We start from the raw sequence: 13,184 nt of genomic DNA on the forward strand, positions 1-13,184 counted from the left end.
CGCGCGACGAATCGCCCTGCTCGCCAGTTCAGCGTGTGGAACCGGGTGCGCGGCGTCCTGCCGATACAATGGCGCCATGAACATCTTCAAGAGCTTCACCCTCGAGGCGGCGCACCGCCTGCCCAACGTGCCGGAAGGGCACAAGTGCGCGCGCCTGCACGGCCACTCCTTCCGTATCGAGATCCACGTGGAAGGCGAGCCCGGCGAGCACACCGGTTGGATCATGGATTTCTCCGACATCAAGGCCGCGTTCCAGCCGCTGTATGACCAGCTCGACCACCACTACCTCAACGAGGTGCCCGGGCTGGAGAACCCGACCAGCGAGCGTCTTGCGTTGTGGATCTGGGACCGCCTGAAGCCGGCGCTGCCCCTGCTCAGTGAAGTGGTCGTGCATGAGACCTGCACCTCGGGGTGTCGTTACCGCGGCTGATTGCTGCTGCGAGTTCGCTGACACCGCTGAAACCCTTGCTGAACGGACCTGAACGCCATATGTTGCATCGCACCATACCGCGCGATATGCTGCAACGCACAAATCGACAAACCTCTTGTCGAGAATCACAGGAGAGTCCGTCATGTACAGCCAATTCAACGAGCAGTTTGCCGCCGCTACCCGCGAGTTCGCCGATGCCGCCGCCCAGGTCAACCGCCTGGCGATCGAAAGCACCGAGTCGATCTTCGCCCTGCAGCTGGCCGCCATCCAGGACCGCGCCAACGCCACGTTCGCCTTCCTGGGCGAAGCGGCCGAAGTGCGCGACGCCGACGGCATCAAGAACATCTGGCCCAAGGGCGTGCAGGTGGCGCGCGAGAACCTCGAGCGCGGCGTTGCCGTCAGCCAGAAGGTGATGGAGCACAGCAGCAAGACCAACGAGCAGATCGCCGACATCACCAAGTCGCAGCTTGCCTCGGCCGCGCAGACCGCCCAGTCCAGCGCCGAGCAGGTCGCCAATGCGGTCAACGAGAAGAGCCAGTCGTTCGCCAAGGGCGCCGGCAAGGCCTCCAAGGCCAAGTAAGACTGGCCCGCTTCCCGCCCCGGCGGTAAGAACGAACCCGGAAGCGCAAGCCTCCGGGTTTTTTATTGTCAGCTAGACTGGTTGCCATGTTTACAGCCACCACGCTTTCCGGCAGCAAGCCGGAGCAATACGCCGAGCTGGCGTCCCAGGCGCGCTCGCTGCTCGCCGGCGAACGCGACCGTATTGCCAACGCCGCCAATCTGTCCGCGCTGGTCTATCACGCGCTGCCCGCGCTGAACTGGGTCGGGTTCTATTTCTATGACGGGAACGAGCTCGTGGTCGGGCCGTTCCAGGGCCAGCCGGCATGCGTCCGCATTCCGCTGGACAAGGGCGTGTGCGGTGCCGCGGCCAGTACCCGGCAGACCCAGCGCGTTGCGGACGTCGACGCCTTCCCCGGCCATATCGCCTGCGATTCCGCGTCGCGCTCGGAGGTTGTCGTGCCGCTGGTCGCCGGTGGCGAGTTGATCGGCGTGTTCGATATCGACAGTCCACAGCTCAACCGCTTCGACGCCGATGACCAGCACGGGCTGGAGACGCTCGCCGCCGTTTTCGTGGACTCGCTGGCTTGAAGGACAAGCTGCGCAACATCGGGCCCAAGTCCGCTGCGTGGCTGCATCAGGTCGGCCTGCGCAGCCGCGAGGAGCTGGTGGCGACCGGCCCGGTCGAGGCCTTCATGCGGGTCAAGCGCGCGGGTTTCCGGCCCACGCTCAACCTGCTGTATGCGCTGGAAGGGGCGCTGCAGGAGTGCCACTGGCAGGACGTGCCGCTGGCACGGCGCAGCGAACTGGTCGCCGCCGCGGAGGCCGCGATCGACGAGCTGCCGCCGCCGCGCCATGCGCCGCCCGCCGGTCCGGTCACCACCACGGTGCTGACCGCCGACACCGTCGCCCCGCGCCCCGACGATCACGATCCCGACTGAGCGGCTGCGCGATGGCGTACAATGCGCCCGCTTCGAGGTGACCTGACGGCTTCATGCCAACGGGTTGAAACGGGAAGCCGGTGACGTCGCCAAAGCGGCCATGCCGGCACTGCCCCCGCAACGGTAAGCGAGGGGATCGGCCACATTGGCAGGTCCCGTCACGGCTCACCGCCACTGTGCTCCGGCATGGGAAGGCGCCGTGGTTGGTGTCGTGGTTCTGACACCCCGCAAGTCCGGAGACCGGCCACGAAGTCGACTGGTTGCGATGCGGAGGGCATGGCGGCGGCGAGATTGCGCCCTGCGCCCGCCTGCTGCCCGGTTCCCGCGTTGCGACTCCCGCAATGCAACGCATCGCCACCCCGGGGACGGAGGGGCATGCGCAAGGAGAACCACCCATGCGATCCACCCCCACCGCGCTTGCCGCAGCCATTGCGGCCGGCTTGGCCGTAGCCGCCTTCGCCCCCGCCGCCAACGCGGCGCCCACGCCCGCGCCGCTGGCGCAGGCCACCGACCTGGACCAGGTCATCGTCACCGCCACCCGCACCGTCAACCCGGTCGCCGATGTCCTGGCGCCGGTGGAGGTGATCGACCGCGACGCCATCGAGCGCAGCCAGGCCCGATCCGTGACCGACCTGCTGCGCGGCCGCGCGGGCATCTCGATCTCCAACCAGGGCGGCGCCGGCAAGCTGACCAGCCTGTTCCTGCGCGGCGCCGATTCCGACCACACCGTGGTGCTGGTGGATGGCGTGCGCATCGGCTCCTCGACTTCGGGACTTGCGGCATGGCAGAACCTGCCGGTCGAGCTGATCGAGCGCATCGAGATCGTGCGCGGGCCGCGTTCCAGCCTGTACGGCGCGGACGCGATCGGCGGCGTCATCCAGATCTTCACCCGCCGCGACGGCGACGCCGGCTTCGCCCCGCGCATGCACGTGGGCGGCGGCAGCAATGGCGCCCACGAGTTCGGCACCGGCTTTGGCGGGCGGACGCAGCGCAGCTGGTTCGGCGCGGACTATGCCTTCCAGCGCACCGAGGGCTTCAATGCCTGCGACCCCGCGCCCAGCCCGTTCGGTGGCTGCGGCCTTGCGGCGCCCGAGCCTGACAAGGATGGCTACATCCAGAATGCGATCTCGCTGCGCGGCGGCTACGACTTCAATGACGCCTGGCAGCTGCAACTGCACGCCATGCGCAGCGAAGGGGAGAACGAGTACGACGGCGACTACACCAACTACGCCGAGACCGTGCAGCAGGTGGTCGGCGGCAGCCTGTCGTGGCAGGCCAGCGAGCGCGCGAAAGTGAGCCTGACCGCCGGCCGCAACGTGGACTCCTCCGACCAGTACAAGGACGAGGCCTTCATGGGGGGCTTCAGCACCGATCGCGACAGCGCGACGCTGCAGGCCGACCTGACCCTCGCCCCCGCCCACGTGCTCACGCTGGGCGCGGACTGGTCGCGTGACCAGGTCTCCGGCGACACCGCCTACGAGGTCGATTCGCGCTCCAACCGCGCCGCCTTCGCCCAGGTCCAGTCCCGCCTGGGCGCACATCGCCTGGAGGCCAGCGTGCGCCGCGATGACAATGACCAGTTCGGCGGCCACACCACCGGCGGCCTGGGCTGGGGAATGGACATCGCCGGCGGCTGGCGCATCAAGGCCGGCTGGGGCACCGCGTTCAAGGCGCCCAACTTCCTAGATCTCTACTACCCCTACTTCGGCAACCCCGACCTGGTGCCCGAGGAGTCCGAGACGGCCGAGATCGGCCTGGGCTGGAGCGGGCACGGCTGGAACGTGGACCTGGATGCGTTCCACACCAAGGTCGACAACCTGATCGCCTTCGACGGCGCCATCGGTCTGCCCGGCAACGTCGACCGCGCGCGCATGCGTGGCGCCGAGCTGGGCGTCCGCGGCGAGGTCGCCGAGTGGACGATGGATGCCAGCTTCAGCGTCGTTGATACCGAGAACCGCAGCGGCGGCTTCCAGGATGGCAACGAGCTGCCACGCCGCGCCGGCAAGAGCGCACGGGCCTCGCTGGACCGCGCGTTCGGCGACTTCCGCTTCGGCCTGACCGGGATTGCCGAAGGCTCGCGCTACGACGACGTCGCCAACACCGTGTCGCTGCCGGGCTATGCCACCCTCGACCTGCGCGCCGAGTACGCGCTCACCGACGCGCTGAGCGTGCAGGCGAAGCTGGCCAACGCGTTCGACCGCGATTACCGCACCGCCGCCTACTACAACCAGGCCGGTCGCGAATGGCACCTGACCCTTCGCTGGACCCCGCGCCAGTAAGTGCGCAGGCGCTGCGGCGCCGACTCTGATGCAACACCGGAACCGGCGGCACATCCCGCCGGTTTCCTTTTTTGCACAAGCGTGCCGGCTTCCGCGCTCGGGCACGCAGGAGGCGCAAGCTGCCCGGCCAGCGCCACTGGCTCAGGGCCGGACCGAAGGCAGCGCCTCCGCTCCGCCGTGCCACCACCGATACAGCACCGGCAGCACCAGCAGGGTAAGCAGGGTCGAGGAGACGATTCCCCCGATCACCACCGTCGCCAACGGTCGTTGCACCTCCGCGCCGGTACCCACGTTGAAGGCCATCGGCACAAAACCCAGGGACGCCACCAGCGCGGTCATCAACACCGGGCGCAGCCGGCCCATGGCGCCGTCGACAATCGCCGCGTCCAGCGACGATCCCGACTCGCGCAGACTGCGGATGAAGGCAATCATGACCAGGCCGTTGAGCACCGCCACGCCCGACAGCGCAATAAAGCCGACCCCGGCGGTAATCGACAGGGGGATGCCGCGCAGCGCCAGCGCCAGAACCCCACCGGTCAGCGCCAGCGGAACACCGCTGAAGACGATGGCCGCGTCGCGCAGCGAGCCGAACGCCATGAACAGCAATCCGAAAATCAGCAGCAGGGTCAGCGGCACCACGACAGCGAGACGTCGGCTGGCGGATGTGAGCTGCTCAAACGTTCCGCCGTAGGTGATCCAGTAGCCATCAGGCACTGCCACCCGCTGTTGGACCTGCTCCTGCAGGTCGCTGACAAACCCGCCCAGGTCGCGATCGCCGACGTTGGCCGTCACCACCACGCGGCGCTTGCCATTCTCCCGATTGACCTGGTTGGGCCCGGTCACGGTCCGGATCGTCGCCACCTCGCGCAGCGGTATGGTCTGCGGTGAGCGGCTCCAGGCATCGCCGGCAACTGCCGCGGCGGGTCCGCCGAGCGGAATAGGCAGGTCCTGCAACGCAGCCGGATCCACGCGCAGCGACTCGGGCAGGCGGACGACGATATCGAAGCGTCGGTCGCCCTCATACAGCTGGCTGGCGACTTGCCCGCCCACCGCGGTCGCCACCGTCTGCTGCACGATCCCGGGATTGAGGCCGAAGCGGGCCAACGCCTCGCGATCGGGCTCTACACTCAACATCGGCAGGCCGGCGACCTGCTCCACCTGGACATCGGCCGCGCCGGAGACCTGGCCCGCCACCGCCTCGATCTGCGCGGCGACCCGCGCCAAGGTGTCCAGATCATCGCCGAACACCTTGACCGCGACGTCCGCGCGCACGCCGGAGATCAACTCGTTGAAGCGCATCTCGATGGGCTGGGTGAACTCGTAATTGTTCCCGGGCACCTCCTCGGCGGCGGTACGGATTTCCTCGATCAGTGCCTGCTTGGACTTGCGCGGATCGGGCCAAGCCGCGCGCGGCTTCATCATCAAGAAGGTGTCGGCGACGTTGGGCGGCATCGGGTCATTGGCCACCTCGGCGGTACCAATCTTGCTGAACACGCGCTCGATTTCCGGCACCTGCATCAGCCGCCGCTCCAACGCGAGCTGCATCTTCACCGCCTGCTCGATCCCGGTGCCGGGGATGCGCAGGGCGTGCATGGCGATATCCCCCTCGTCCAGGCTGGGGATGAACTCACCGCCCAGGCGGGTGGCACCCCAGCCGCTCACCAGCACCAGCACCAGGGCCCCGCCGAGCACCGGTCCGCGGCGTCGCAACGACCACGCCAGCGCCGGGGCATAACGTGCCTTGCACCACGCGATGACCCGACTCTCCCGCTCCTTGACCCGGCCGCCGAGAAAGATCGCGATCGCCGCCGGGACGAAGGTCAGCGCCAACACCATCGCGCCGGTGATGGCCAGCACCACCGTGATCGCCATCGGGTGGAACATCTTGCCCTCGATGCCGGTGAGCGCAAAGATCGGCAGGTAGACGGCGGCGATGATGAACAGCCCGAACAGGCTGGGCCGGATCACCTCGACCGTCGCCGTGGCCGTCAATTCGTTGCGCTCATCAGCCGTCATCATCCGCCCAAGCTTCTGCTGCATCTGGCCGAAGCGCCGCAGGCAGTTCTCGATGATGATCACCGCGCCGTCCACGATCAGCCCGAAGTCCAGCGCGCCCAGACTCATCAGGTTGCCCGACACCCCGCCGCGGACCATGCCGGTGATGGTCAGCAGCATCGCCAGGGGAATGACGGCCGCGGTGATCAGCGCCGCGCGGAAATTCCCCAGCAGAAGCAGCAGCACCACGACTACCAGCAAAGCGCCTTCCAGCAGGTTCCTGGAGATGGTCTGCATGGTGCGGCCGACCAGCGCGGTGCGGTCATACACTGCGCGCGCCTCCACCCCTTCCGGCAGGCTGCGATTGGCGACCTCCAATTGCTCGGCCGCTTCGCGGGCGACATCGCGGCTGTTGGCCCCGACCAGCATCGCCACGATCCCCAGTACGACCTCTTCGCCGCCTTGCGTGGCTGCCCCGGTGCGCAGCTCGGGCCCTTCGCCCACATCGGCGACGTCGCCAACCCGGATGGACATCCCTTCGCGCCGGTCCAGCACGATGCTGCCGATCTCGTCCAGCAGGTCGGTGCCGGCTTCACCCAGCTGACCCGGCACCCGCACCAGGTACTGCTGGCCGTTGCGCTCGATATAGCCGGCGCCGATGTTCTGGTTGTTGACCGCGACCGCCTCGACGATGTCCTGCAAGGTAAACCCCAGCGCGACCAGCCGGGAGGGGTCCGGGGTGATGTGGATCTGCCGTTCGAATCCGCCCAGCGTGTTCACCTCGGTGGCGCCGGCCGTAGCGAGCATCTGCGGACGGATTACCCAGTCCTGCAGGGTGCGCAGGTCGGTCGCTGTCCAGCGGCTGCCGTCGGGTTTGCGTGCCTCCGGCGCCGCGCCGACGGTGTACATGAAGACCTCGCCCAGACCGGTCGACATGGGTCCCATCTGCGGCTCCAGCCCGGCCGGAACCTGGCCGCGGATCTGCTGCAGGCGTTGCGCGACCTGCTCGCGTGCGAAATACACGTCGGTGCCGTCCTCGAACACCACGGTGACCTGCGACAGTCCATAGCGGGACAGGGACCGGGTGTAGTCCAGGCCCGGCAATCCCGCCAGCGCGGTCTCGATGGGGTAGGTGATCCGCTGTTCGGACTCCAGCGGCGAGTAGCCCGGCGCATGGGTGTTGATCTGCACCTGCACGTTGGTGATGTCCGGGGTGGCGTCAATCGAGAGGCGGGAAAAGCTCCATATTCCCAAACCGATCAACGCCAACGTGGCCACCATCATCAGCCAGCGATGGCGGATCGCGAAGCGGACGGTTGCCGCGAGCACGCCCCCGCTTTTGCCCAGGCCGGGCTCAGTGGTCATGTGCCGCACCGGATTTCTCGATGTCCGCCTTGATCAGGTAGCTTTCCCCGACCACGACCAGATCGCCCTCTTCCAGGCCGGACAGGATCTCCACGTTGCGGGCGTCACGCACGCCGGTCTCAACCTCGCGCGCGCGGTAGACCTCGCCTGTCTGGACGAAGACGACCTCTTCTCCTTCCATCGTCTGCAGCGCGGCCAAGGGCACCATCTGCTTCACCGGTTGCCGGTCAACCGTGATCCGCGCCTTGACCGCGGCGCCCGGCCGCCAGAGGCCGTCGTCGTTGTCCAGCGTCGCCCGTGCCACCGCGCTCTGGCTGGCGCTCACCATGCCGGGCAGGACCCGCTCCAGCGTGGTCTGCACCGTCAGGGCGTCGCTGATGCGGGTGACCGACACCGGCACGCCCGGTCCGATGTGGCCCGCATCGGCGCCGAAGATGTGCAGGTCGACCCACAGCTGCGACAGATCGGCGACTTCAAACAGCGCAGCGCCCTCGCCGGCCACGCCGCCCAGCGAGGCATTGCGCGCGGTGATCACTCCGCCGATGGGCGTGCGCACGCTGTAGGTGCTCAAGCTGAGATTGCTGTCCACCGTCGCCAGCACCTGCCCGGCGCGTACGGCGTCGCCGACTTCGCCGCACAGCGACCGGATCGCGCCGGGAAAGCGCGCGACAACCATCGCCACCCGGCCATCGATCGGGCGCACCAGCCCGCGCACCTCGTGCTCGTCGGCGATCACGCCCGCGCCGACAGGCTCTACCCGAATGCCCGATGCGGCCGCGGTCGCTGCGGGAATGGTGGTCTGCCTGATGTCCTCCTGACCAGCGCCGTGCGCGTCACCGGGTGCTGGCGGGTGCGTGTCGGCCGACTCGTGGGCGTGGTCGGCAACGTCGTTCCCGCCCGGTCCACGGCCATCAGGTCCGCGGCTGCAGCCAGCCAATGCCAGCATCACCAGCAGCATCGGCAACAGTGCGTATGGCTTCATTGTTGCGCCCCCAGGGTCGGTGAACCCGACACGGCAAGCAGCGGCTGTCCGGTCAATCGCTGGATCTCAATCAGGGCGAGCTCGCCCCGCAGCACCGCGTCGACCTCCTCCTCGCGCGCGGCGATGTACTCCGCCTGGACCGCGGCCCACTCCAGATAGCTCGCCGCGCCGGCCCGGTAAGCGTGCGCGGTCGCCTGCTCGGCCTGCGCCAGGCGTGGCCGCACTTCGTCGTGCAGGCGCGCAGCCTCGATCCGCGCCACCTCGTAACGGCCGTGTGCCTCGGCCAGGGTCGAGTACAAGGCAAGAGCGGCACTCTCACGCTCTATCTCCAGTCCGGCGAGGCCAGCGCGGGCGGCGTGGATGGCCGGCTGCGCCCGGCGGCTGGCGCCCAGGGGCATCGACGCGCTGGCGATCAGTGCCGCATCGTTGCTGTCGCGGAAGTGGCGTATACCGACCTGCCAGTCGATGTCCGCTCTGGCTTCTGCGCGGGCCAGCCGCAATCGCGCCTCGCCGATGCGCAGTTCATCGGCAAACCTCGCAATCTCCGGCGTGCGCTCCAACCACTGTTCCAGTTGCGCAAACCCGGCCAGCGCCGGCAGGGTGGATTCATCGGCACTGCCCAGTGTGAACTCCGGTGCGCGCTCGCCCCACAGGGCTGCCAGGTGTTGCCGCCGGGCAGCGGCCTGTGCCTGCGCGCGCGCCTGGCTCATCTCCGCCCGCGCCAGCGCGGCCTGGGCGGAGAACACCACCGATTCGGGCGAGGCGCCGGCCTGCCATCGCCTGCGCGCCTCACTGACTGCGCGCTTGCGCTGTGCCACGTCCTCCGTTGCGATCGCGTCCTCGCGCCGGGCTGCAACGGCCAGCGCGTAGCGTCGGGCGACATCGGCCAGCAGGTCCAGACGCTGCGTCTCGCGCTCGATCGCCAGCGCGTCGATCCGGCTCTGCACCAGCGTGCGGCGGGCGTCCAGCTTGCGACCGCGCTCCAGCACCGAGGCCAGGCTGACGGTGAGTTCGGCCTGCTCCACGCCGTTCTGTTCGCCGGTACCCAGGACGTTCTCCACGTCCACTGCCAACTGCATTGGCGGACGCTGGGAGGCGATGTCCCGTTCGGCCGCAAGCACGTCGGCCCGGTTGCCGAACAGGCGCAGCGCCGGATGGCTGGAGGCGACGCGGGTGAACGCGTCCTGGAGGGTCAACAGCTCGGCCGCGCGTGCGGGAATCGCCACCGCAGACACGCCAGCAAGCACGGCCAGGGCCGCGGAAGAAAAACGCATGGGAAAGCTCCGGATGATGCGGGATTGCGGACTGCCGGCGCGCGGCCGGCTGCACAGTCACCCGACGATCGGAGGCTTTAACGGCGAGGACAGTCGCGTTGTGAGCAGCATTGCGGCCGTTCCCAGGGCCAGGTCTTGAGCCTCGGCCGGGGCCATCACGACGACCCTCGACATCGGCAGCACGGCCACCGCGCCTCCGCAGCAATGGGCCAGATCCAGAAGCAGGTGCAGGGATGGATTCTCCCGCGTCCCGGATGCGCCTTCGGGAGCGGCCACGGGATCCGCGATGACACCGTGCGGGGCATGCGTATGGCTGCCAGAAGGGTCGTGCGCCAGCTCGTGCAGTTCCCCCGCTGCCGCCATCACCGGCTGGACAACCACGCCCAGCGCGAACACCAGCCAGACCAGCAGGCGCAGCGTTCGTCCGGAACGGCGTGAATGAAAGGGCATGCGCATCATCGTGGGATCAGGGTAGCGCACCTGTTGGAACTACGCGGGCTCGCCTCCCGTCGCCTCCGCCGCCCGCTCCCGCCGCCGGATCCACAGGTTGACCAGCTCGACGAACACCGAGAACGCCATCGCCACATAGACGTAGCCCTTCGGGATGTGCAGCCCGAAGCCGTCGGCGATCAGGACCAGACCGATCATCAGCAGGAAGCTCAGCGCGAGCACCTTGACCGTCGGATGGCGCTCGACGAACTCGCTGATCGGCCGCGCAAAGGCCAGCATGAAGACGATGGAAATCACGATCGCGGTCACCATTACCCAGCGCTGCTCGACCATGCCGACCGCGGTGATGATCGAGTCCAGCGAGAACACGATGTCCAGCACCATGATCTGCGCCAGCACGCCGCCGAAGGTTGCCGTCGCCGCCGCCGCCGCGGTGACGTGGACAGGTGCACCGTCCACCCTCTGATGGATCTCGTGGGTAGCCTTGGCGATCAGGAAAAAGCCGCCGCCGATCAGGATCAGGTCGCGCCAGGAAAACGCGTGGCCGAATACGGTGAACAGTGGCGCGGTCAGGCCGATGATCCAGGCGATGGTGAACAGCAGCCCCAGCCGGGTCACCGCGGCCAGCAGGATTCCCAGCTTGCGCGCGCGATCGCGTTGCTGCACCGGCAAGCGGCCGGCCAGGATCGAGATGAAGATGATGTTGTCGATGCCCAGGACGAGTTCCAGGGCGGTGAGGGTGGCGAGCGCGACCCACACTTCGGGATTGGCGAGCAGTTCCATCGGATTATTCCTTCGCGTTGCCGACCGGCTGGCGGAATGCCAGCGTCTGGTCGGTCGCCACTGCAAAAGCCGTCAGGCGTCTTGCAGTGACTCGCGAAGGTCTTGCTCACATGCCGTGGTGGCCATGCCGCTGCGCCGGAGCCGGGGCTCGTATTGACGGGTACAGCGTGTGGGAGCTACTCCCCTTCGAGCGCGCAGACTAGCACGCGCTTTTACCCATTGAATAGCACTTTTAAGCGGTGCTATTCGACCGTGACGCTCTTGGCCAGGTTGCGCGGCTTGTCGACGTCGGTGCCGCGCACCAGGGCCACGTGGTAGGCCAGCAGCTGGACCGGAATGGTGTGGATGATCGGGCTCAGCACGCCGACGTGGCGCGCGGCGCGGATCACATGCACGCCCTCGCTGGGATGGAAGTTGCTGTCGGCATCGGTGAACACGAACAGCTGGCCACCGCGCGCGCGCACTTCCTGCATGTTGGATTTGACCTTCTCCAGCAGGCTGTCGTTGGGCGCGATCACCACCACCGGCATCTCGTCGGTGACCAGCGCCAGTGGGCCGTGCTTGAGCTCGCCCGCCGGGTAGGCCTCGGCGTGGATGTAGGAGATTTCCTTGAGCTTGAGCGCGCCCTCCAGCGCGATCGGGTAGTGCACGCCGCGGCCGAGGAACAGCGCGTGCTCCTTGGGCGCGAAGTGCTCCGACCAGGCGGTAATCTGCGGCTCCAGGTTGAGCGCGTGCTGGACGCTGCCAGGCAACCGGCGCAACGCGTCGATGTAGTCCGCCTCGCCGGCCTCGTCCAGGCGGCCCTGCAGCTTGGCCAGGGTCGCGGTCAGGGTGAACAGCGCCACCAGCTGGGTCGTGAAGGCCTTGGTCGAGGCCACCCCGATCTCGGCCCCGGCGCGGGTGTAGTAGACCAGCCGGCTGGCGCGCGGGATCGCGCTCTCGGGCACGTTGCAGATCGACAGAGTGCGCTCCTGGCCCAGCGACTTGGCGTATTTCAGCGCCTCCATCGTGTCCAGGGTCTCGCCCGACTGCGACAGCGTCACCACCAGCGTCTTCGGATTGGCCACGGCATCGCGGTAGCGGTACTCGCTGGCGATCTCCACCGAGCAGGGCAGCCCGGCGATGCCTTCGATCCAGTAGCGCGCGGTCATGCCGGCGTAGTAGCTGGTACCGCAGGCGAGGATCAGCACGCCTTCGATGCCCTCCAGCACCTCCGCCGCATCGGGCCCGAACAGCTCGGCGGAGAACTCGCCGGCATCGATCACGCCCTCGATGGTGTCGGCGACCGCACGGGGCTGCTCGTGGATCTCCTTCTGCATGAAGTGGCTGTAAGGGCCGAGCTCCAGCGAGGCCAGCGAGACGTCGGACTGGTGCATCGCGCGTTCGACCGGCTGGTTGTCCGCGCCAAACACGTTCACGCTGTCGCGGGTGATCTCGGCGGTGTCGCCCTCTTCCAGGAAGATGACGTTGCGGGTCGCCTGCAGGATCGCGGACACGTCGCTGGCGATGAAGTTCTCGCCCTCGCCGACGCCGATCAGCAACGGGCAGCCCATGCGCGCGGCAATCAGTTTGCCCGGCTCCTTGCGGCTGACCACGGCCAGCGCATAGGCGCCGTGCAACTCGCGCACCGCGGCCTGCACGGCGGTCAGCAGGTCTGCGCCGTGGGTCAGGAACGAGTGGATCAGGTGGGCGATGACCTCGGTGTCGGTCTGTGACTCGAACTCGTAACCCATGGCCATCAGCTTCTCGCGCTGCTGGTCGTGGTTCTCGATGATGCCGTTGTGGACCAGCGCCACGCCCTCGCTCACATGCGGATGGGCATTGGCCTCGGTCACGCCGCCGTGGGTGGCCCAGCGCGTGTGGCCGATGCCGAGCCGGGCCTGCAGGCCCTGTGCCAATGCCGCGGCCTCCATCTCGGAGACCCGGCCGGTGCGCCGCACGCGCTGCACCTGCTGATCGTTGATCACCGCGATGCCGGCGGAATCGTAGCCGCGGTACTCCAGCCGCTTCAGTCCCTCGATCAGGACCGGGACCACATCGCGATCGGCGATCGCACCAACGATTCCACACATGACTCGGACTCCTGCAGGTAGCCCCACAGTTTAGCCGGGAAGGTCAACCGGTTTC

The 13,184-nt window shown here is 68.0% G+C and carries 11 protein-coding genes and 1 riboswitch; of the genes, 5 read left to right on the plus strand and 6 right to left on the minus strand.

Annotated features, from left to right (window positions below; translation table 11 throughout):
• Positions 1-76: 76 nt before the first annotated feature.
• From queD to btuB, 5 genes are all read left to right on the plus strand, one after another.
• Positions 77-430: a 6-carboxytetrahydropterin synthase QueD gene (gene queD / locus INQ40_RS11125; protein ID WP_193984567.1), complete on the plus strand. Its 354-nt coding sequence runs from the start codon at positions 77-79 to the stop codon at positions 428-430.
• 142 nt (positions 431-572) lie between these two features.
• Positions 573-1,010, plus strand: a complete 438-nt coding sequence (locus INQ40_RS11130) for a phasin family protein (RefSeq protein ID WP_194340480.1) — start codon at positions 573-575, stop codon at positions 1,008-1,010.
• Between the two features lie 86 nt (positions 1,011-1,096).
• A complete protein-coding gene (locus INQ40_RS11135) occupies positions 1,097-1,579 on the plus strand; it encodes a GAF domain-containing protein (RefSeq protein WP_193984571.1) in 483 nt (160 codons plus the stop codon).
• Entirely contained in the window at positions 1,576-1,929 is a 354-nt protein-coding gene (locus INQ40_RS11140; RefSeq protein ID WP_194340481.1) for a TfoX/Sxy family protein, read from the plus strand. The genes INQ40_RS11135 and INQ40_RS11140 overlap by 4 nt, the downstream gene beginning before the upstream one ends.
• Positions 1,930-1,947: 18 nt before the next feature.
• Positions 1,948-2,193, plus strand: a riboswitch (cobalamin riboswitch).
• A gap of 131 nt (positions 2,194-2,324) precedes the next feature.
• Positions 2,325-4,208, plus strand: coding sequence for a TonB-dependent vitamin B12 receptor (gene btuB / locus INQ40_RS11145; protein ID WP_194340482.1), 1,884 nt, complete (start codon positions 2,325-2,327; stop codon positions 4,206-4,208).
• Between the two features lie 141 nt (positions 4,209-4,349).
• On the opposite strand, the gene INQ40_RS11150 is transcribed toward btuB, so the two are convergent.
• From INQ40_RS11150 to glmS, 6 genes are all read right to left on the minus strand, one after another.
• On the minus strand, positions 4,350-7,532 hold the full coding sequence (locus tag INQ40_RS11150) for a CusA/CzcA family heavy metal efflux RND transporter (protein ID WP_228482209.1): 3,183 nt from the start codon (positions 7,530-7,532) through the stop codon (positions 4,350-4,352).
• Between the two features lie 25 nt (positions 7,533-7,557).
• Positions 7,558-8,550: an efflux RND transporter periplasmic adaptor subunit gene (locus tag INQ40_RS11155; protein ID WP_194340484.1), complete on the minus strand. Its 993-nt coding sequence runs from the start codon at positions 8,548-8,550 to the stop codon at positions 7,558-7,560.
• Positions 8,547-9,824, minus strand: a complete 1,278-nt coding sequence (locus tag INQ40_RS11160; protein WP_194340485.1) for a TolC family protein — start codon at positions 9,822-9,824, stop codon at positions 8,547-8,549. Before INQ40_RS11160 ends, INQ40_RS11155 begins: the two co-directional genes overlap by 4 nt.
• Before the next feature lie 57 nt (positions 9,825-9,881).
• Complete coding sequence (locus tag INQ40_RS11165; RefSeq protein WP_194340486.1) at positions 9,882-10,283, minus strand: hypothetical protein; 402 nt, start codon at positions 10,281-10,283, stop codon at positions 9,882-9,884.
• Between the two features lie 30 nt (positions 10,284-10,313).
• On the minus strand, positions 10,314-11,057 hold the full coding sequence (locus INQ40_RS11170; RefSeq protein WP_194340487.1) for a TerC family protein: 744 nt from the start codon (positions 11,055-11,057) through the stop codon (positions 10,314-10,316).
• A 242-nt stretch (positions 11,058-11,299) separates the two neighbouring features.
• Positions 11,300-13,129, minus strand: coding sequence for a glutamine--fructose-6-phosphate transaminase (isomerizing) (gene glmS / locus INQ40_RS11175; RefSeq protein ID WP_194340488.1), 1,830 nt, complete (start codon positions 13,127-13,129; stop codon positions 11,300-11,302).
• Between the last annotated feature and the right edge of the window lie 55 nt (positions 13,130-13,184).

Origin of the sequence: Lysobacter sp. H21R4, from assembly GCF_015277535.1 — a bacterium.
Taxonomy (GTDB): domain Bacteria; phylum Pseudomonadota; class Gammaproteobacteria; order Xanthomonadales; family Xanthomonadaceae; genus Novilysobacter; species Novilysobacter ciconiae.